The sequence below is a fragment of the Ruegeria sp. AH3 genome (assembly GCF_056536265.1).
On the sequence record NZ_JBQFJL010000001.1, the window covers coordinates 753637 to 773242 of the forward strand.

General features: G+C 61.7%; 25 protein-coding genes. 18 read left to right on the top strand and 7 right to left on the bottom strand.

Features of this window, described 5'->3' with window-relative positions:
• Positions 1 to 85: 85 nt before the first annotated feature.
• The 17 genes from ACR3EM_RS03695 (at position 86) to ACR3EM_RS03775 (ending at position 13524) form a co-directional block, all read left to right on the top strand.
• Positions 86 to 889 carry a class I SAM-dependent methyltransferase gene (locus ACR3EM_RS03695; protein ID WP_480469465.1) on the top strand — a complete coding sequence of 268 codons (804 nt, stop codon included), beginning with the start codon at positions 86 to 88 and terminating at the stop codon, positions 887 to 889.
• Between the two features lie 120 nt (positions 890 to 1009).
• Positions 1010 to 2170 (top strand): phage portal protein, encoded by a 1161-nt coding sequence (locus ACR3EM_RS03700; protein ID WP_480469466.1) that lies wholly within the window; start codon positions 1010 to 1012, stop codon positions 2168 to 2170.
• Positions 2163 to 2381 (top strand): GTA head formation protein, RCAP_rcc01685 family, encoded by a 219-nt coding sequence (locus tag ACR3EM_RS03705; RefSeq protein WP_010442100.1) that lies wholly within the window; start codon positions 2163 to 2165, stop codon positions 2379 to 2381. The genes ACR3EM_RS03700 and ACR3EM_RS03705 overlap by 8 nt, the downstream gene beginning before the upstream one ends.
• Before the next feature lie 26 nt (positions 2382 to 2407).
• Positions 2408 to 2953 carry an HK97 family phage prohead protease gene (locus ACR3EM_RS03710; protein WP_480469467.1) on the top strand — a complete coding sequence of 182 codons (546 nt, stop codon included), beginning with the start codon at positions 2408 to 2410 and terminating at the stop codon, positions 2951 to 2953.
• Positions 2954 to 2987: 34 nt separating this feature from the next.
• Positions 2988 to 4166 carry a phage major capsid protein gene (locus ACR3EM_RS03715; protein ID WP_480469468.1) on the top strand — a complete coding sequence of 393 codons (1179 nt, stop codon included), beginning with the start codon at positions 2988 to 2990 and terminating at the stop codon, positions 4164 to 4166.
• A 172-nt stretch (positions 4167 to 4338) separates the two neighbouring features.
• On the top strand, positions 4339 to 4938 hold the full coding sequence (locus ACR3EM_RS03720) for a head-tail connector protein (protein ID WP_480469469.1): 600 nt from the start codon (positions 4339 to 4341) through the stop codon (positions 4936 to 4938).
• On the top strand, positions 4935 to 5273 hold the full coding sequence (locus ACR3EM_RS03725; RefSeq protein ID WP_480469470.1) for a phage head closure protein: 339 nt from the start codon (positions 4935 to 4937) through the stop codon (positions 5271 to 5273). Before ACR3EM_RS03720 ends, ACR3EM_RS03725 begins: the two co-directional genes overlap by 4 nt.
• On the top strand, positions 5270 to 5683 hold the full coding sequence (locus ACR3EM_RS03730) for a DUF3168 domain-containing protein (RefSeq protein ID WP_480469471.1): 414 nt from the start codon (positions 5270 to 5272) through the stop codon (positions 5681 to 5683). Before ACR3EM_RS03725 ends, ACR3EM_RS03730 begins: the two co-directional genes overlap by 4 nt.
• A gap of 20 nt (positions 5684 to 5703) precedes the next feature.
• Complete coding sequence (locus ACR3EM_RS03735; protein WP_170396490.1) at positions 5704 to 6117, top strand: phage major tail protein, TP901-1 family; 414 nt, start codon at positions 5704 to 5706, stop codon at positions 6115 to 6117.
• On the top strand, positions 6117 to 6431 hold the full coding sequence (locus ACR3EM_RS03740; RefSeq protein WP_480469472.1) for a gene transfer agent family protein: 315 nt from the start codon (positions 6117 to 6119) through the stop codon (positions 6429 to 6431). The genes ACR3EM_RS03735 and ACR3EM_RS03740 overlap by 1 nt, the downstream gene beginning before the upstream one ends.
• Positions 6428 to 6637: a rcc01693 family protein gene (locus ACR3EM_RS03745; protein ID WP_480469473.1), complete on the top strand. Its 210-nt coding sequence runs from the start codon at positions 6428 to 6430 to the stop codon at positions 6635 to 6637. Before ACR3EM_RS03740 ends, ACR3EM_RS03745 begins: the two co-directional genes overlap by 4 nt.
• Positions 6624 to 7286, top strand: coding sequence for a phage tail tape measure protein (locus tag ACR3EM_RS03750; RefSeq protein WP_480469474.1), 663 nt, complete (start codon positions 6624 to 6626; stop codon positions 7284 to 7286). Before ACR3EM_RS03745 ends, ACR3EM_RS03750 begins: the two co-directional genes overlap by 14 nt.
• Positions 7287 to 7298: 12 nt before the next feature.
• Positions 7299 to 7931: a phage distal tail protein, Rcc01695 family gene (locus ACR3EM_RS03755; RefSeq protein WP_480469475.1), complete on the top strand. Its 633-nt coding sequence runs from the start codon at positions 7299 to 7301 to the stop codon at positions 7929 to 7931.
• A complete protein-coding gene (locus ACR3EM_RS03760) occupies positions 7931 to 8815 on the top strand; it encodes a DUF2163 domain-containing protein (protein ID WP_480469476.1) in 885 nt (294 codons plus the stop codon). The genes ACR3EM_RS03755 and ACR3EM_RS03760 overlap by 1 nt, the downstream gene beginning before the upstream one ends.
• Positions 8815 to 9255, top strand: coding sequence for an NlpC/P60 family protein (locus ACR3EM_RS03765; protein ID WP_480471889.1), 441 nt, complete (start codon positions 8815 to 8817; stop codon positions 9253 to 9255). The genes ACR3EM_RS03760 and ACR3EM_RS03765 overlap by 1 nt, the downstream gene beginning before the upstream one ends.
• Positions 9255 to 13220, top strand: coding sequence for a baseplate multidomain protein megatron (locus ACR3EM_RS03770; RefSeq protein WP_480469477.1), 3966 nt, complete (start codon positions 9255 to 9257; stop codon positions 13218 to 13220). The genes ACR3EM_RS03765 and ACR3EM_RS03770 overlap by 1 nt, the downstream gene beginning before the upstream one ends.
• A 7-nt stretch (positions 13221 to 13227) precedes the next feature.
• On the top strand, positions 13228 to 13524 hold the full coding sequence (locus tag ACR3EM_RS03775; RefSeq protein WP_480469478.1) for a DUF7742 family protein: 297 nt from the start codon (positions 13228 to 13230) through the stop codon (positions 13522 to 13524).
• On the opposite strand, the gene ACR3EM_RS03780 is transcribed toward ACR3EM_RS03775, so the two are convergent.
• Positions 13505 to 13843, bottom strand: coding sequence for a TraR/DksA family transcriptional regulator (locus tag ACR3EM_RS03780; RefSeq protein WP_480469479.1), 339 nt, complete (start codon positions 13841 to 13843; stop codon positions 13505 to 13507). The genes ACR3EM_RS03775 and ACR3EM_RS03780 overlap by 20 nt on opposite strands.
• An 84-nt stretch (positions 13844 to 13927) precedes the next feature.
• On the opposite strand from ACR3EM_RS03780, the gene cysE reads away from it, so the two are divergent.
• Positions 13928 to 14737 (top strand): serine O-acetyltransferase, encoded by an 810-nt coding sequence (cysE, locus tag ACR3EM_RS03785; RefSeq protein WP_480469480.1) that lies wholly within the window; start codon positions 13928 to 13930, stop codon positions 14735 to 14737.
• A 3-nt stretch (positions 14738 to 14740) separates the two neighbouring features.
• On the opposite strand, the gene ACR3EM_RS03790 is transcribed toward cysE, so the two are convergent.
• From ACR3EM_RS03790 to ACR3EM_RS03815, 6 genes are all read right to left on the bottom strand, one after another.
• On the bottom strand, positions 14741 to 14983 hold the full coding sequence (locus ACR3EM_RS03790; RefSeq protein ID WP_480469481.1) for a hypothetical protein: 243 nt from the start codon (positions 14981 to 14983) through the stop codon (positions 14741 to 14743).
• A gap of 148 nt (positions 14984 to 15131) precedes the next feature.
• Positions 15132 to 16430: a pyruvate dehydrogenase complex dihydrolipoamide acetyltransferase gene (locus ACR3EM_RS03795; protein WP_480469482.1), complete on the bottom strand. Its 1299-nt coding sequence runs from the start codon at positions 16428 to 16430 to the stop codon at positions 15132 to 15134.
• A gap of 1 nt (position 16431) precedes the next feature.
• Positions 16432 to 16692: a hypothetical protein gene (locus ACR3EM_RS03800; RefSeq protein ID WP_480469483.1), complete on the bottom strand. Its 261-nt coding sequence runs from the start codon at positions 16690 to 16692 to the stop codon at positions 16432 to 16434.
• Complete coding sequence (locus tag ACR3EM_RS03805; protein ID WP_480469484.1) at positions 16692 to 18062, bottom strand: pyruvate dehydrogenase complex E1 component subunit beta; 1371 nt, start codon at positions 18060 to 18062, stop codon at positions 16692 to 16694. Before ACR3EM_RS03805 ends, ACR3EM_RS03800 begins: the two co-directional genes overlap by 1 nt.
• A 14-nt stretch (positions 18063 to 18076) precedes the next feature.
• Positions 18077 to 19066: a pyruvate dehydrogenase (acetyl-transferring) E1 component subunit alpha gene (pdhA, locus tag ACR3EM_RS03810; protein ID WP_170585104.1), complete on the bottom strand. Its 990-nt coding sequence runs from the start codon at positions 19064 to 19066 to the stop codon at positions 18077 to 18079.
• A 172-nt stretch (positions 19067 to 19238) separates the two neighbouring features.
• A complete protein-coding gene (locus ACR3EM_RS03815) occupies positions 19239 to 19538 on the bottom strand; it encodes an FtsB family cell division protein (protein ID WP_480469485.1) in 300 nt (99 codons plus the stop codon).
• Positions 19539 to 19606: the final 68 nt, after the last annotated feature.

Sequence of the window (19606 nt, forward strand, 5' to 3'; positions counted from 1 at the left end):
AAATGGTCGTGTGCCTCGTCTCGAATCGCGAAAAAGTGTAAGCTCTGACGTGTCGGGGTTCTGAAAGCTGAGCCGGAGAGACGCCATGGAACCTGCTGTTTCACAAGACGAACTGGACGCTGGCCGCGGTTATGAGCAACTGTTCGTGCCAGCGCTGTTTGCATCTTGGCCCCCACATTTGGTGAAGTGCGCCGGAGTGAAAGCTGGCCAGCAGGTTTTGGACATTGCATGCGGTAGCGGTGTTCTGGCGCGGCACTTGCTGTCAGTGGTGGGCGATGGAGGCCGCGTAACTGGACTCGATCCAGCGCCGGGAATGATCGCGGCTGCGCGCGAGGTTGAGCCACGCATTGACTGGGTTTTGGCGGGTGCAGAGGATACTGGGTTGGAGAGCGGGACGTTTGATGCCGTGCTGTCCCAGTTCGGGATGATGTTCTTTCGGGACCGAGATGCGGCAGCGTGGGAAATGCATCGCGTCCTCAGGCGGGGCGGCGCGCTGGCCGTAGCGGTCTGGAACGATCTGGATCACAATCCGGCCTATCACGCCATTATCAAGCTCTTGGAGTCCGAGATCAGCACTGCGGCGGGGGATGCTCTGAGATTGCCTTATTCGCTTGGGAACCCTGCAGAGGTTGTTTCAGTCTATGAAACGGCTGGATTCCTGGACATCGAGGTGGTGAGCGACACTGAACCGGCGCGCTTTCCAAGTGCCCGGACGATGGTTGAGGCTGATTTGCGCGGCTGGCTTCCGCTTTTTGACATTCATCTGAGCGAAGAAAAAATCGCGAGTGTCTTAGCCTGTGCTGAGGATGCGTTAGCAGCGTTCCGTACTGCTGATGGTAAGGTCGTATTTCAGGCGTCAGCCTATATTGTGAGTGGCAGGAAGCCTTGAGCGGTTGGTGACGCGATCGCGTTGCCCACCCTCCGTACGCCCCATTCCCAAGGCTTAAACTTCTTTCCGTCATAACTCCTTTCAACAAGCCGGGCAGAGCGGCGGCAGAAAGGAGCACAGATGGTATTCGATTTCTTGCGTCGTGGATCGGCTGAGGCAGCGCCGGAGGTGAAGGCGAGCGCGGCGGGGCCTGTGGTGGCGTGGCAGACGGGCGGGCGCGTGGCGTGGAGCCCTCGGGACGCAGTATCGCTGACGCGCACGGGGTTTTCGGGGAACCCGGTGGGGTTCCGATCCGTCAAACTGATTGCCGAGGCGGCGGCTGCGTTGCCATTGGTGTTGCAGGATCAGGCGCAGCGGTTTGATACCCATCCAATCTTGTCCCTCATGCGCCGTCCGAATGCGGCACAGGGGCGGGCGGAATTGATGGAAGCCTTGTTTGGGCAGTTGCTGCTGTCGGGCAATGCATATGTTGAGGCGGTTCAGGCCGAGGAAGGGCTGCCGGTTGAGCTGCATGTCTTGCGCTCGGACCGGATGAGCGTGGTGCCGGGGGCGGATGGGTGGCCCAAGGCGTATGACTACGCTGTAGGCGGCAAGAAGCATCGGTTTGCGGCGGAAAACATCTGCCATATCAAGTCGTTCCACCCGCAAGATGATCACTATGGGTTCTCGCCGATGCAGGCGGCGGCGATGGCGATTGATGTGCATAACAGCGCGTCTCGGTGGTCGAAATCGTTGTTGGACAATGCAGCGCGGCCTTCGGGGGCGCTGGTGTGGAAGGGTGACGGCCATGGGGTGATGGCCGAGGATCAGTTCCGGCGTTTGTCGGATGAGATCGAGCAGAACTATCGCGGGGCACGCAATGCCGGGCGTCCGATGGTTCTGGAAGGGGGCTTGGATTGGAAGCCGATGGGGTTCTCTCCGTCCGATATGGAGTTTCAAAAGACCAAGGAAGCCGCCGCCCGCGAGATCGCGCTGGCCTTTGGGGTCCCGCCGATGCTGTTGGGGATCCAGGGCGACGTGACCTATTCGAACTACCAGGAGGCCAATCGGGCGTTTTATCGCCTGACCGTATTGCCTCTGGTGACGCGGGTGGCGGCGGCGATGTCCGAGTGGCTGGCGGGCTTCTCGGGTGAGGATTTGGTGCTGAAGCCGGATCTGGATCAGGTGCCCGCGCTGTCTGCGGAACGCGATGCGCAATGGGCGCGGGTGAGCGGGGCTGAGTTCCTGACGGATGCCGAGAAACGCGCGTTGCTGGGGCTGCCGGAGCGTGGCGATGGGTGACGGGTATCCTCCGTTCGACTGCGCGCCGGGCCTTCGTCTGGCCGCGCATGAGAGGGTGGCCGAGATCCAGCATGCGCATCTGTGCCGCAGGTTGGATCAGATCGAAGAGATGATGGAGCGGCTGGAGAAACGGTTGTGGCTGACAGTGTACGGCGTGGCGGCGGTGATTTTGGCGCAGGCGTTTCAGTCATTCCTTGTGGTAACGCCATAATGTCAGTGGGTTACATGGAGAAGTTCATGGATTTGGAACATAAATTCGCACAGTTCGGAGACAGCTTGTCGGTAACCGACGATGCGGTGATCGAAGGGTATGCCAGCCTGTTTGGGCAGGTCGATCAGGGCAGCGATGTGGTGCAGCGCGGGGCGTATCGCGGCTCGCTGGAGGGGCTGGCGAAGGCAGGTCAGCGGGTCAAGATGCTGTGGCAGCACGATCCGGCGCAGCCTATCGGCGTCTGGGATGAGGTGCGCGAGGACGACAAGGGCCTGTGGGTCAAAGGGCGTCTGCTGGAGGCCACGCAAAAGGGCCGTGAGGCGGCCGAGTTGATCCGGGCGGGCGCTATGGATGGCCTGTCGATTGGTTATCGCACCAAACGGGCCGTGAAGAATGACAAGGGCCAGCGGGTCCTGACCGAACTGGAGCTATGGGAGGTGTCGCTGGTGACTTTCCCGATGCTGCCCAGTGCGCGGGTGGCGGCGAAAGGCGTGGAGCCTGACGTTGAAAACACCTGGCGCAGTATTGCTGAGGTGTTCAACGACGCCCGGCAAGAGCTGGCGCGGACCTAGCGCGCCTCAATACCCACCCAAAAAGGAAGTGCTGATGAGCAAGACCGAGACCCCGGCCTTGACCGGAGAGGGTGCGCCCCTGGTTCAGGAGGTGAAGCAGGCGATGGCTGGCTTCGTGAATGAATTCAAGGGCCTCAAGGCCGAAGTTAAAACCCAACTGCAACAGACAGAAGAGCGACTGACCATGCTGGATCGTAAATCAACCATCGCGGCACGCCCGCATCTTGCGGCCTCGATCGAGGACGGCGCACCGCATCAGAAGGCCTTTGACGCCTATGTGCGTTCGGGCGAGGATGACGGGCTGCGCGGGCTGGAGATTGAAGCCAAGTCGCTTTCGACGGCGGTCAACAGCGATGGTGGCTATCTGGTCGATCCGCAGACGTCTGAGATGATCAAGTCGGTGTTGAATTCGACCGCTTCGATCCGTTCGATTGCGTCGGTGGTGAATGTCGAGGCAAACTCGTTCGACGTGCTGATCGACCACACCGATGTGGGTGCGGGCTGGGCGGATGAAAACTCGGCCACGGCTGAGACCTCGACCCCATCGATTGATCGGATTTCGATCCCGCTGCACGAGCTGAGCGCGCTGCCCAAGGCGTCGCAGCGTCTGTTGGATGACAGTGCGTTTGATGTCGAAGGTTGGCTGGCCGGTCGTATCGCCGACAAGTTTGCCCGGGCCGAGGCAGCGGCGTTTATCAATGGCGACGGTGTGGACAAGCCCAAGGGTATCCTGACCCATCGTACGATGGAAAACGGCAGCTGGGGCTGGGATAGCCTGGGTTATGTCGCGTCGGGCATTGATGGTGGCGTCGATGCGGATGCGATTGTGGACGTGGTCTATGCGCTGGGCGCGCAGTACCGGGTGAACGGCACTTTCGTGATGAACTCGAAAACCGCGGGTCTGATCCGCAAGCTGAAGGACAGCGATGGCCGCTTCCTTTGGTCGGATGGCCTAGCCGCTGGTGAGCCTGCGCGTCTGATGGGCTATCCGGTGCTGATTGCCGAGGACATGCCGGATGCGGCGACCGACAGCTATTCGATTGCCTTCGGTGACTTCCAGTCGGGCTACACCATAGCCGAACGTCCCGATCTGCGGGTGCTGCGCGATCCGTTCAGCGCCAAGCCGCATGTCCTGTTCTACGCGACCAAGCGCGTGGGCGGTGATGTGAGCGATTTTGCTGCAATCAAACTGCTGAAATTCGGCATCGCCTAAGCGGTGGCGGATCCGGGGGGCTGCAAGGCCCCTCGGGCGGCGGGCGCGGGCCGGGGTGAGATCCCCCGCGTTGTCTAGCTGCTCCCCTCCGTCCGAGCAACGTGGGGCGGCGCGTGCCCGTCATTTTCCAAGGATACGGCCCCGGAGGGGTCCGAGATTGCGGAGTGAATGGATGATGTTGATCGAAGAAACCGCCATCGCGGATGCGGCGCTGCCGGTGGATCAGTTCAAGGCGCATCTGCGGCTGGGCACGGGGTTTGCCGAGGGCAATGTGCAGGACGAGGTGTTGAATGGCTTTCTGCGTGCGGCCATTGCGGCGATTGAGGCGCGCACCGGTAAGGTGCTGATCGAACGGGATTTCTCGTTGAGCCTGAACGGTTGGCGCGATCCAGCAGGTGAAGTGCTGCCGGTGGCCCCGGTGGTCTCGGTTGCTGCGATCACGCTGACGGATGCGGCGGGGACCGACATGGTTGTGGATGCCGAAGCTTACCGTTTGGAGCGCGACATGCAGCGCCCTCAGTTGCGTCCGGTTGGCGCTTGCTTGCCAAGGGTGCAGACCGGCGGCTCGGTGAAGATCGTTTTCACGGCCGGAATGGCTGCGGATTGGGGCGGGCTGCCCGCTGATCTGGGGCAGGCGGTGCTGCTGCTGGCGGCGCATTACTACGAATATCGCGATGAGACGGCGCTGGGCGCAGGGTGCATGCCGTTTGGCGTGACCAGCCTGATCCAGCGCTATCGCACGGTGCGTTTCGGCGCAGGGGTGACGCAATGAGCGCGCCGCGATTGAACCGCAAACTGGTGCTGGAGGCTCCGGTTCGTAGTGCCGATGGTGCGGGAGGTTACACCGAGACATGGGCCGCACTGGGTGCGCTTTGGGCTGAGGTCTCTGCGCGCAGCGGGGCGGAACGGGCTGTTGGTGGTGCCTCGGTGTCGCGGGTTGGCTATCGGATCGTGGTGCGCGGCGTGCCGGAGGGGTCCTCGATGCGGCCTGCGCCGGATCAGCGGTTCGCCGAAGGGACGCGCCGGTTTGTCATTCGTGCGGTGGCCGAGCGCGATCCGCGCGGCCAGTACCTGACCTGTTTCGCAGATGAAGAGGTGGCGGCATGAGCTATGGCGTTGCAGCCGCGTTGCAGGCGGCGATGTTTCAACAGCTTTCGGGGGATGCGCAGGTTAACACGCTTTCGGGCGGTGCGATTTATGACGCGGTGCCCTCGGGGGTGTTGCCGCAGACCTACGTGACCCTGGGGCCGGAAGAGGTGCGGGATGCCTCGGATCGGTCGGGCACGGGTGCCGTGCATCGGTTCACGGTCTCGGTGGTGTCCGAAGCGGCGGGTTTTGGTGCGGCCAAGACACTGGCCGGTGCGGTTTGCGATGCGCTGGAAGGTGCGGCGCTGACTTTGGACCGGGGCCATTTGGTGGGGCTGTGGTTCGAGCGTGCCAGCGCCCGGCGCACGGGAACTGGCGGCGCGATCCGCCAGATCGATCTGAGATTCCGCGCCCGCGTGGAAGATGACTAAGCAATCAACGGAGAGAGCATATGGCTGCCCAGAACGGAAAAGACCTGTTGGTCAAAGTGGATATGAACGGCACCGGTCTGTTCGAGACCATCGCGGGGCTGCGCGCCACGCGGATCAGTTTCAATGCGGAAAGTGTGGATGTCACCAGCCTGGAAAGTCAGGGCGGGTGGCGCGAGTTGCTATCGGGGGCGGGGGTCAAATCGGCCGCGATCTCGGGCTCGGGCGTGTTCAAGGATGCGGGCACGGATGAGCGCGCGCGCCAGCTGTTCTTTGACGGTGAGACGCCTGGTTTTCAGGTGATCATCCCCGATTTCGGCATTGTCGAAGGGCCGTTTCAGGTCAGCAGCATCGAATATGCGGGCTCGCATAATGGTGAGGCGACCTATGAGATGAGCATGGCAAGCGCCGGTGCGCTAAGCTTTACGGCGCTCTGATGGCCAATCCGTGGACGGGCGAGGTGGCGCTGACCATCGACGGGGAGCAGCGGGTGCTCAAGCTGACTCTGGGCGCTTTGGCGGAATTGGAACAAGAGCTTGGCGCCGGATCTCTGGTGGAACTGGTGCAGCGGTTTGAGGGCGGGGCGTATTCCAGTGGCGATGTGCTGGCGCTGATCGTGGCCGGGTTGTGCGGTGCTGGGGCGCAGGTGACACGCGATGATCTGCTGCATGCCGAAATCGCAGGTGGGCCGATGGCGGGGGCGAAGGCGGCGGCAGAACTGCTGGCGCGCGCCTTCATGGTGCCCGAGTGAGCGGGTTCGAGTGGCCCGCGCTGATGCGGGCCGGGTTTCTCGGCCTGCGTCTGACGCCGGATCAGTTCTGGCGTCTGACTCCGGCAGAGCTGCGGCTGTTGCTGGGGCAGGGCGCGGGGATGCCTGCGATGAACCGGGCCGGGCTGGACGCCTTGCTGGCGGCCTATCCTGACAAGACACAAGGAGAGCGTGATGACGGATCGTGAGGGTTTTGACGACCTGCAGGAGCGGGGAGAGGCGCTGAGCGATGCGTTGGGCGACGCTGCCACCATGGCCTCGGCGTTTGATGGTCAGATGCGGCGCATCAGGGCGGCGTTTGAGGAAACTGGCAAGGACGTCGCGACGCTGGAACGTGGCATGTCGGGCGGGTTGCGCAAGGCGTTTGATGGCGTGGTGCTGGACGGGATGAACCTGTCAGGCGCGCTGGATGTGCTGAAGAACTCGATGATCCGCACGGCGTATTCGGCGGCGATCAAACCTGTGACGGATCATTTTGGCGGCATGCTGGCCAATGGGGTTGGTGGTCTGGTGCAGGGCATTTTGCCGTTTGCCGATGGCGGCAGTTTTTCCCAAGGCCGCGTGATGCCCTTTGCCAATGGCGGTGTGGTCAGCGGCCCGACCATGTTCCCGATGCGGGGTGGCACCGGGTTGATGGGCGAGGCGGGGCCTGAGGCGATCATGCCGCTGGCACGCGGCGCTGATGGAAAGCTGGGCGTGCGGACGCAGGGCGGGGGCCACGTGGTGAATGTGGTGATGAATATCTCCACGCCCGATGTACAGGGATTCCGCCGTTCTCAGGGACAGATCGCGGCGCAGATGAGCCGGGCCTTGGGCCGTGGCAATCGCAACAGATAAGGGGAGCAGGTGATGAATTTCCATGAGGTGAGATTTCCCGCCAGCCTGAGCTTTGGCTCGGTCGGGGGACCGGAACGGCGCACCGATATCGTGACGTTGGCCAACGGGTTTGAGGAACGCAACACCCCCTGGGCGCATTCCCGCAGGCGCTATGACGCCGGGCTGGGGATGCGGTCGCTGGATGATATCGAGACTTTGATCTCGTTTTTTGAGGCGCGGCAGGGGCAGATGTTTGGGTTTCGTTGGAAGGACTGGTCGGATTTCAAATCGGGCGCGGCGACGGCTGAGGTCGACAAGGGCGATCAGGTCATTGCGCGCGGGGATGGCGAGACCACGGTGTTTCAGCTGATCAAGACCTACAGCTCGGGCGGGTTCAACTATGTTCGGCCAATCCTGAAGCCGGTGCTGGGGACCGTGAAGCTTGGGCTGGATCAGGACGCGCAGCGCGAAGGCGTGGATTTTGAGGTCGATCTGGCGACCGGGCGCGTGATGTTCTCAGCCCCGCCGCCTGAGCAGGTCGAGATTACAGCCGGGTTTGAGTTCGACGTTCCGGTACGGTTCGACACCGACAAGATCCAGACCAGCGTGGCCAGCTTTCAGGCCGGTGACGTCCCGAACGTACCGGTGGTCGAGGTGCGGGTCTGATGAGCGGGGACAAACAGGCGCTGCAGGCGCATTTGCAAAGCGGGCTGACCACCACCTGTCGTTGCTGGGCGATTACGCGCAGCGACGGGCAGGTCTATGGTTTCACGGATCACGATATGGAGTTGCGCTTTGACGGGCTGGTGTTCAAAGCCAGCACCGGTCTGACCGCTGCGGCGATCGAGCAGGCAACCGGCCTGTCGATCGATAATACCGAGGCGATGGGCGCGCTGTCTGATGCCTCGGTCCGGGAAGAGGATATCGAAGCGGGGCGCTTTGATGGGGCCGAAGTGCGGGCCTGGTTGGTCAATTGGGCTGATCCCCAGCAGCGGATGCTGCAGTTTCGCGGCTCGATTGGCGAATTGCGCCGCGCGGGCGGAGCGTTTCATGCGGAGTTGCGAGGGCTGACCGATCTGCTGAACCGGCCTTTGGGACGGATTTATCAGAAACCATGCACGGCGGTGCTGGGGGATCGCGCATGCCGTTTTGCTCTGGACACGCCGGGGTATCGCGCCGAGGCCGAAATTGTCTTGGTCGAGGGTACGGTTTTGCGTTTGCAGGGCGCGGAGGGTGCCGATGCGGGATGGTTTGAGCGGGGCAGGCTGGACGTGCTGGACGGTGCGGCGCAGGGTCTGTGGGCTTCGGTCAAACTGGACGAACAGGCCAGCGGCGGGCGCGTTGTTACGCTGTGGTCCGCGATTGGCGGCGGGCTGGTTGGCGGTGACCGCGTTCAACTGACTGCCGGCTGCGACAAGCGTATGAGCACCTGCCGTCTGAAGTTCGACAACATCCTGAATTTTCAGGGCTTCCCTGATCTTCCACATGAAGACTGGGTGATGGCCACACCGAAGAAAAGCGATCCAAACAGAGGGGGCAGCAGGCGGTGATCGGGGTAAAGCAAGATATTGTTGACGAGGCGCGGCGCTGGCTGGGCACGCCTTATGTGCATCAGGCCTCGGTCCGTGGGGCCGGGGCGGATTGTCTCGGCCTGCTGCGGGGCGTTTGGCGCGCCGTGAAGGGGCACGAGCCCGAGACGGTGCCGGTCTATAGCATGGACTGGTCCGAGCCGCAGGGCGAGGAGCGCATGTGGGCCGCAGCCCGCCGCCATCTGATCGAGAAATCGTCCGACGACATGGCCTCGGGCGATGTGCTGTTGTTTCGGATGCGCGACGCGGCGGTTGCTAAGCATCTGGGGATCGTCAGCGGGTCAGACCCGGTGCGTTTCATCCATGCCTATTCCGGGCATGGCGTGGTTGAAAACACTCTGAGTGAGCCCTGGCGCCGCCGTGCCGTTGCTTGTTTCGCGTTCCCGCTGGAGGATCTCTGATGGCTACTATTCTTCTATCCGCTGCGGGTGCGGCGCTGGGCGGGTCGATTGGAGGGTCGGTTGCGGGTCTTTCGACGGCCATTATCGGTCGCGCGGTGGGCGCAACGCTGGGCCGGGTGATCGACAATCGTCTGATGGGCCAATCGGTCATGGGCGGCGGCAGCGAGGTGGTCGAGACCGGCCGTCTGGACCGATTCCGCCTGACCGAAACCGGCGAGGGTGCGCCGGTGGCCACGGTGTTTGGCCGTATGCGTGTGGGCGGCCAGGTCATCTGGGCCTCGGACTTTCTGGAAACGCGCAGCACTTCGACCACGACCCAGTCCACCGGAGGCGGCAAGGGCAGCTCTCCGAAACCGGCTGAGGTGAAGACGACGACCCACAGTTATAGCTATTCCGTCTCGCTGGCGATTGCGGTCGGGGCGGGCGAGGTTGCTGACATCACGCGCGTGTGGGCGGATGGCGAAGAGGTTGAGCGCAGGTCACTGAACATGCGCATCTATCGCGGCGGTCCCGAGCAACTGCCCGACCCGTTGATCGAGGCCATTGAAGGCGTGGGTCAGGTGCCGGCATATCGCGGTACGGCTTATGTGGTGATCGAAGACCTGCAGCTGGGTCCTTATGGCAATCGAGTGCCCCAATTTTCGTTCGAGGTGGTCCGGCAGGAACAGGAGGGGATGCCCGATGCCGAGGATGCGCTGTCGCGGATCGTGAAAGGCGTCGCGCTGATGCCGGGAACGGGCGAATATGCGCTGGCTTCATCTCAGGTGAACTACAGCAAGGGCAGGGGGCGCAGCTGGGCAGCGAATGTCAACTCGCCCTCTGGTCGATCCGATCTTGTGACTTCGACGCGGGCGCTGACCCGAGAATTACCGGGATGCGAGGCGGCCTCGTTGATCGTATCGTGGTTTGGCGACGATCTGCGCTGCGGTGAGTGTCAGATTCGTCCTAAGGTCGAGCGCAAGAGCGCTGATGGCGAGAACATGCCCTGGAGCGTGTCCGGCGTTTCCCGCGTGGCGGCCAGCAAGGTGCGCTGGGTCGATGGGCGCCCGGTGTATGGCGGAACCCCAGCCGATGCGGCGGTGGTTCAGGCGATCAAGCACCTGAAGAAGACCGGCAAGCGGGTCATGTTCTATCCGTTCATTCTGATGGAGCAGTTGCAGGGGAACGGTCTGCCTGATCCGTGGTCGGATGCAGGCGATCAGCCGCATCTGCCGTGGCGGGGCAGGATCACGTTGGACGTTGCTCCGGGGCGAGAGGGCTCGTCGGATCAGACTGCCGCAGCCGATGCGCAGGTGGCGGCGTTTTTTGGCACTGCACGGGCTTCTCATTTCTCTACCGGCAGTGGCCGGGTCACCTATAGCGGCCCGCAGGAATGGGGGCTGCGGCGGTTCATTCTGCACTATGCGGCCCTGTGCAAAGCAGCCGGAGGTGTGGAGTCGTTCTGCATCGGCTCAGAGCTGCGCGGGTTGACGCAGATCCGTGGCGCTTCGGGCTTCGCCGCGGTTGCGCAGTTGAGGTCACTGGCTGCTGAAGCGCGTGAAATTCTGGGGTCGGGCACCAAGATTGGTTATGCCGCCGACTGGTCCGAGTATTTCGGGTATCAGCCGCAGGATGGCAGCGGTGACCGGTATTTCCATCTGGATGCGCTGTGGGCTGACGACAACATCGATTTCGTGGGCATCGACAACTATATGCCTCTGTCCGACTGGCGCGAGGGTGAGGGTCATCTCGATGCCGGGGTCGGGTCGATCTATGATCTGGGCTATCTGCGCGGCAATATCGAGGGCGGCGAAGGCTACGACTGGTACTATGCCTCGCCCGAAGCGGCAGATGCGCAGGTGCGGACGCCGATCACCGATGATGCTTATGGCGAGCCATGGGTCTGGCGTTACAAGGATTTGCGCAACTGGTGGGCCAACCGGCACCATGAACGCATCGGTGGGGTCCGGCAGGAGAACCCTACGAGCTGGGTGCCCGGGTCAAAGCCGATCTGGTTCACTGAATTGGGCTGTGCCGCCATCGACAAAGGCACCAATCAGCCGAACAAGTTTCTGGATCCGAAGTCATCGGAATCGGAATTGCCAAAATATTCCAATGGTATGCGCGACGACTTTATACTGGTTCAATATCTTCGTGCGATGTTGGCTTATTGGGGTGATCGGCAGACCAATCCGACGTCCGAGATCTATGGCGGCCCGATGGTGGATATGTCGAACGCCTATGTCTGGGCCTGGGATGCGCGGCCTTATCCGACCTTCCCGAACCTGCGTTCGCAATGGACGGACGGCGACAACTATGCACGCGGGCATTGGTTGAACGGGCGTTCTGGCTCACGCACGCTGGCCTCGGTGGTGACCGAAATCTGCCATGGCGCGGGGGTAAGGAATATCGATGTCTCGGCGCTCTATGGTGTGGTGCGCGGCTATGCGGTCGAGGATGTGATGAACGCGCGTCAAGCCCTGCAGCCCCTGATGCTGCGCTATGGGTTCGACGCGATTGAGCGCGATGGCGTGCTGGTGTTCCGCACCCGTGACGGACGTCGACCGCATGAGCTGGAGTCTGAGCAGATCGCTATCAGCTCCGACCTAGATGGGTCAGTCGAGTATCGGCGTGAGGCCGAGGCTGAGATGACGGGCCGCGTGCGGCTGCGCTTTGTTCAGTCGGATGCCAATCACGATGTGGTTGCCGAGGAAGCGGTGCTGCCGGATGACAGCACCCATGCGGTGGCAGTGAATGAGATGCCCCTGTCGATGACCCGCGCCGAAGGGCGGCAGACGGTCGAGCGGTGGCTGAGCGAGTCGCGCATCTCGCGCGAGACGGCAAGATTCGCTTTGCCGCCGTCTCTGTTGCATGTGGGGGCGGGGGATGTGGTGCGTCTGCCTGGCCTCGGGCAGGGGGCGGGAGCGCTCTATCGCATCGACCGGCTGGAGCAGGCCGAGATGCAACTGGCTGATGCGGTGCGGATCGAACCGGGGGTTTATGCGCGCGCTGACATGCAGGATGACGGGGTGACGGCGAAACCGTATACGGCCCCGGTTCCGGTTCTGCCGGTGTTCATGGATTTGCCCTTGATCACCGGTTCAGAGGAACCTCACGCGCCTTATCTGGCGATCTCGGCTGATCCCTGGCCCGGCAGCGTGGCGATCTATTCCGCAGCGCAGGACGAGGATTATGCCCTGCAGGAGGTTATAGCCGGGCAGGCGGTCATCGGGTTTACGGAAACCCCGCTGCGGCGCACCAGTGCTGGCATCTGGGACGAGGGACCGGCGCTGCGAGTAAATCTGATCGACGGGTTGCTAGAATCGCGACCCCGGTCGGCTTTGCTGAGCGGGGCCAATCTGGCGGCGATCGGGGATGGCACTCCGGGCAATTGGGAGCTGTTCCAGTTCGCCGAGGCCAGCTTGCAGGAGACCGGCATCTACCATCTGTCTGGTCGTTTGCGTGGGCAACTGGGAACGGACGCGCTGATGCTGGATGTTTGGCCCGAGGGGTCAAGCTTTGTTCTGCTGGATCAGAGGGTTTACCAGACCAGCCTTTTGCGCACCGAACGGCGGGTGGCCAAGCATTATCGTATCGGTCCTGCAATGCGCGGGTACGAGGATCCGGCCTATGTGCATCTGGTCGAGGCCTTCGACGGCAATGGGCTGCGCCCTTACGCGCCAGCGCATCTGCGGCGGGCGCCGACTGACGCGGGGGACATGTTCACATGGGTGCGACGCACGCGGATTGACGGGGATGACTGGGATGGGCTTGAAGTTCCGCTGGGGGAAGAGGGTGAATCCTACCTGATCCGAATTATCGCTGACGGGGCGGTTTTGCGTGAGACGGTCGCAAATGCGCCGAGCTGGGAATACTCGGCCGCGATGAAGGCCGAGGATGGCCTGAGCGGTGCGTATGAGATCACGGTTGCGCAGGTCTCGGCCACCTACGGGCCCGGAGCAGTTGCCCGCTTGATGGTTGTCTGACGCGCCCATGCGCCCCGTCTTACACGGAGATATCAGCGCGGCGGCGCGGGCTTTGCTGGCCGCGCCGCCGCCGGAACGTCGTCGATTATGCGTCCGGATGATCGCCGAAGCCGAACGCGCGGACAGGCATGTCCAAGCGACCGGACGGTTGCACCCGGTCTATGGCAACGGCGCGTTGATGAGCGCGGCACGCAGCCGGGCACTGGCGGATGAGCCGGATTTTGACGATCTGCAATATTGCCAGTGTTTTGAAATGGTTCTGAGCGCCCTGATCCGGTTTCATATCAGCCAGAGGCGCAGCTGACGCATTTGGTGGCGGCCAGATCCAGCTCTAACCTGCCGCGCGGTATATCCTCACCGCAATCCTCGCAATAGCCGTATTCACCCTCGGCCATGCGATCCAGCGCGGCCTGAAGGCGCAGGGTTTCGGTATCCCTGCGCGCCTGCTGCGCCTTGGCCATGGCCTGATTCTGCAAGGCATCCATCCGGCTGAGCCGCCCAACTGCCTGCTGATCGAGCTCGACCACGGCCTGCGCCTCTTGCCCGCTTTCGGATTGGGTTTGCAGGGCAGTCAAGTTTTGGTGGATCAAGTCTTTGAAATACTTCAGATCGTCAGGGTTCATTTTTTGTTGTAGGGCACATCAAGGGTTTGCGTTTGGTGATTTTATCACTAGATGGCATTCTAGGCGGAGCAAAGGATCAAAGCCATGTTTGAAACGCGCAGCCAAGTCACCCCTGTCGATCCGGTTTGGGATCGTATCACATCCGAGGCCCAGGCGGCCGTGGAGAAAGAGCCGCTGATGGGCGGGCTGGTGCATGCCTGTGTTCTGCATCACCGCAGTCTTGAACGCGCATTGTCCTACCGTATCTCGGCCAAGCTGTGCTCGAACGAAATGTCGATGATGGTGCTGCGCGAGATCGTGGATGAGGCCTATGCCGACGACAAGGGGCTGATTGAAGCCGCGCGTGCTGACCTGATGGCGGTGTATGAGCGCGATCCGGCCTGCCACCGGTTGTTACAGCCGATCCTGTACTTCAAAGGCTATCAGGCCATGCAGGCCTATCGCGTGGCCCATTGGCTGTGGCGCAAGGGCCGCCATGATCTGGCCTATTTCTTCCAGATGCGCTCGTCCGAGATTTTCGGGATCGACATTCATCCTGCCGCCAGAATCGGCAAGGGGATCATGATCGACCACGCCCATTCCATCGTGATCGGCGAAACCGCCGTGGTGGGCGACAATGTCTCGATGCTGCATTCGGTGACGCTGGGCGGGACCGGCAAGGAAGAGGAGCAGCGCCACCCCACTATCGGCGACGGTGTTCTGATCGGAGCCGGGGCCAAGGTGCTGGGCAATATCGAGGTTGGTCATTGCAGCCGCATCGCGGCGGGTTCGGTGGTGCTGCAAGAAGTGCCGCCATGCAAGACCGTCGCTGGCATTCCCGCCAAGATCGTGGGTGAAGCAGGCTGCGAGCAGCCTTCGATCTCGATGGATCACATGCTGGGGAAAGACCAGTAAGGATCAGTTCGAGCGGTTGTTCTTTCGGTTCTGCCGCTCGCGCCGCCGCTCTTCACGCTTTTGTTTCCGCAATTCGATGCGCCTCTGACGCTCGGCTTTTTGCTGTGCGATCACGGCAGGGTCGGTGGAATTGAACTTGGAATTCTCACCCGGATAGCTGTTGGGCTTCGCGATTGCAGCCGCAGGGAGTGTAGTTGCGGTCACGGCAACCAGAAGCAGGGTTTTGGTCAGGTCAGAAATGCGCATGGTCCACCTTTGGATTGCAAAACTGTCTGCATGAAGGTGGGGAAATCGGGGGGCGTGAGCAACCGTCGGGCTGATCACGCTTTCTCACATCACAGCGGTGATCGCGAGAGGCCCCGCCGGGGTCTGAACCCCGGCAGCGGCGATTGTGTCAGGCCAGCATGACCATCGGGTTTTCCAGATTATCGACGATGGCTTGCAGCAACTGCGCGCCAAGAGCGCCGTCGATGACGCGGTGATCGACTGACATTGTAACGGACATGACAGTTGCAACCGTCAGCTCGCCATCATCACCTACAACCGGTTTCTTCAGACCAGTGCCTACGGCCAGAATACCTGCATGCGGCGGGTTCACGATAGCGTCGAAATTGTCGATGCCGAACATGCCGAGGTTCGAGACCGCGAAGGTGCCGCCCTGGTATTCATGCGGGGCCAGCTTGCGCTCGCGTGCGCGACCGGCGAGGTCCTTCATCTCGGTCGAGAGTGCCGAGAGTGATTTGGTGTCAGCGTCCTGCAGAACCGGTGTGAACAAGCCGCCTTCGATCGCAACGGCAACCGCTACGTCGGAAGGTTTAAGTTGCAGAACCCGGTCGCCCGCCCAGACAGCGTTGCATTCGGGAACCTGCTGCAACGCGTTGGCGACGGCCTTGATGATGAAATCGTTGACGCTGAGCTTCACGCCCCGGCCTTCGAGCTGCTTGTTCAACTGGCTGCGGAACTTGAGCAGCGCGTCCAGCTTGATATCGCGGCGCAGATAGAAATGCGGGATGGTCTGTTTGGCTTCGGACAGGCGTGCGGCGATGGTCTTGCGCATGCCGTCGAGTTTGACTTCCTCGTAATCGCGCCCTTCGTACATCTTGGCGACAGCATCCGCCGAAGGCCCTGCAGGCGCGGTGGCTGGGGCTGCTGCAGCTGCGGGCGCTGCTGCCGCAGCAGGCGCGGCAGTTGCGCTTTCGACATCCGCCTTGACGATACGTCCATGTGGGCCGGAGCCGGTAATCTGAGCCAGATCCAGACCCTTTTGCGAGGCAATCCGACGGGCCAGCGGGGAGGCGAAGATGCGACCACCATCGGCTTTGACCGGAGCTGCCGGAGCAGGGGCGGGCGCCTCGGGTGCCGCTGACGCGGCAGCCTCGTTGCCCGCTGCGGCTGCAGGTGCAGCCGCTGGAGCAGCGGCGGGTGCGGCCGCGATATCATCAGCGCTTTCACCATCTTCCAGCAGAACTGCGATGGCGGTGTTGACCTTGACGCCTTCGGTGCCCTCAGCGATCAGGATCTTGCCGATGGTGCCTTCGTCGACGGCCTCGAACTCCATCGTCGCCTTGTCGGTTTCGATTTCGGCCAGCAGGTCGCCCGAGGAGACAGTGTCGCCCTCTTTGACGAGCCATTTTGCAAGCGTGCCTTCCTCCATCGTTGGGGACAGGGCGGGCATCAGGATTTCGGTGGGCATCTCAGCGCTCCTCAATCAAAGTAATTTGGTCAAAAGGCGCCCTTGGGCGCCCGGTGCCGCGTGCGAGCGTCGCAATCGCAGCCTCGATTTTATCTTTGTTTTCAGCCATCCAGACATAGGCTGTCTGGTGCGAGGGGCGCGCGCCGATCAACCGCATATCCGCCGCCAGCCGTTCGGGCACAAGCGCCCGCACGGTCCGGTCATCGAGGTCAATCTCGACACGGTAGCATTCGGTTGCTGGATCGCGGCCCCTGATCTCCATTACCGGTAGGTCACCTGTTTCACCGCTGCGATCACCTCATCCGTGGTGATCAGCGCCAGCTTTTCGAGGTTCGCCGCATATGGCATCGGAACATCTTTACCGGTGAGGGTGATGACCGGTGCGTCGAGGTAATCGAACGCTTCCTGCATTACGACCGAACTGATGTAGCTGCCGACCGAACCTTGCGGCCAGCCTTCTTCGACGGTTACCAGACGGTTGGTTTTCATCACCGAGTTGATGATTGCGCCGGTGTCCATCGGGCGGATGGTGCGCAGGTCGATCACTTCGGCGCTGATGCCATCCTCGGCCAGTTTGTCGGCGGCTTCCAGTGCGTATTGCATGCCGATGCCAAAGCTGACGATGGTCACGTCAGAGCCTTCGCGCCAGATGCGCGCCTTGCCCAGCGGGATGGTCAGGTCATCCACCTGCGGTACGTCGAAGGACCGACCGTAGAGGATTTCGTTTTCCAGGAAGATCACCGGGTTGGGATCACGGATCGCCGATTTCAGCAGACCTTTGGCGTCGGCTGCCGAATAGGGCATGACGACTTTCAGACCGGGAATCTGCATGTACCACGCGGCGTAGTCCTGAGAGTGCTGCGCGGCCACGCGGGCGGCGGCACCGTTGGGGCCACGGAACACGATGGGACAACCCATCTGACCGCCGGACATATAGAGCGTCTTGGCAGCCGAGTTGATGATGTGGTCAATCGCCTGCATGGCGAAGTTGAAGGTCATGAATTCGACAATCGGTTTCAGGCCACCAAAGGCCGACCCGACCGCGATACCGGCAAAGCCATGCTCGGTGATCGGCGTGTCGATCACGCGTTTAGGGCCGAATTCGTCGAGCAGACCTTGCGAGATTTTATAAGCGCCCTGATACTCGGCGACTTCTTCACCCATCAGGTAGACGTCTCCGTCACCACGCATTTCCTCGGCCATCGCATCGCGAAGCGCTTCGCGGACGGTCTCGGTCTTCATTTCAGCGTCGGCCGGCCAATCGGGCGACAGGTCCACAACCGGAGCAGCAGGGGCTGCTGTCGGAGCGGGGGCCTCAACCGCCGCAGGGGCGGCTTCGGTCACCGCTGCGGCTGCGGGTGCAGCCGCGGGCAGGGCGGAGGCGTCTTCGCCTTCCTCTACAAGGATTGCGATGGGGGTGTTGACCTTGACCCCTTCGGTGCCCTCGCTGATCAGGATCTTACCGACGATGCCTTCATCGACGGCTTCGAACTCCATCGTCGCCTTGTCGGTTTCGATCTCGGCCATGATATCACCAGAGGATACGGTGTCGCCTTCCTTGACCAGCCATTTGGCCAGCGTACCCTCTTCCATCGTGGGCGAAAGGGCGGGCATGAGAATTTCGGTTGCCATGTCTATTCGTCCTCTCAGGCGTAGATATCGGTCCAGAGCTCGTCCAGTGACGGCTCGGGGCTTTCTTTCGAGAATTCGGCGGCCTGATTGACGATCTCCTTGATCTCTTTGTCGATCGCTTTCAGGTCATCCTCGGTCGCGTGTTTGCCGGTCAGCAGCAGCTCGCGCACATGTTCGATCGGGTCGCTTTGTTCGCGGACCTTCTGAACCTCTTCGCGGGTGCGGTACTTGGCCGGGTCGGACATCGAGTGGCCGCGGTAGCGGTAGGTCTTGACCTCAAGGATGTAGGGGCCTTTGCCCGCGCGGCAGTGGGCCACCGCTTTTTCGCCGGCGGCTTTGACCGCCAGCACGTCCATGCCGTTGACCATTTCACCGGGTATCCCAAAGGCCTGACCGCGGTGGTAGATGTCGGCGGAAGAAGTCGAGCGCGCTTGAGCGGTGCCCATGGCGTATTGGTTGTTCTCGATCACGAACACCACCGGCAGTTCCCACAAGGCCGCCATGTTGAAGGTCTCATAGACCTGACCCTGGTTGGCCGCGCCGTCCCCGAAATAGGTGAAGGTCACGCCGCCATTTTCTTTGTACTTGTCGGCGAAAGCCAGACCCGCACCCAGCGGCACCTGAGCACCGACAATACCGTGACCGCCGTAGAAATGCTTCTCTTTCGAGAACATGTGCATTGAGCCACCTTTGCCCTTGGACAGGCCGCCCTCGCGCCCGGTGAGTTCGGCCATCACGCCGCCGGGATCCATACCGCAGGCCAGCATGTGGCCGTGATCACGGTAGGATGTGATCCGCTTGTCGCCCTCTTTGGCGGCAGCCTCAAGGCCGACAACAACCGCTTCCTGACCGATATAGAGATGGCAGAAACCGCCGATCAGACCCATTCCGTAGAGTTGACCCGCTTTTTCCTCGAATCGGCGGATCAGCAGCATCTCGCGGTAATATGTGGTCAGTTCTTCCGCAGAAACATTTGGTTTCTTTGTGGTTTTTCGCGCAGCCATAGTGGCGATCTCCCCCTTTCGGCAAGATAGTTTAGCGTTAAACTATCTATTAAGGCATTTCTCCTCATCTGGCGAGGGTAAAAGTGACGCGGAGGCAAGCGCGCGAATTGCGGCTGACGGGAGCTTATTTAATGGGCGAGACGGTGCAGAGATTTTTCGACGAAAAATCTTGTCAGCGGATGACGATCTCATCCGCGCGGATCATACCAAGGACCGAGCGGGCCTGCTGATCCAACAGATCGAGATCCAGATAGGTGTCCGACAGGCGACGGGTCAGGTTTTCCATCCGGTCGATCTCGGCGTTCAGTTGGGCCAGATCGCGCGACAGGGCGTTGCGTTCCGCTGCAATCTCAACGCGGCGAAACAGGCCGTAGTCCCCCTGCACAGCGGCAAAGGTGAAATATACGCCCAGCATGAAGGCAACCGAGAAGAAGATGAAAGCCCCCAGACCGGGCCGATGGGAACGGGTCACTGTGTTAACCGCCGTATAACAAACTGCCTCAGAAACGCACCCTTTGCGGATGTCTAAACGCACTATGT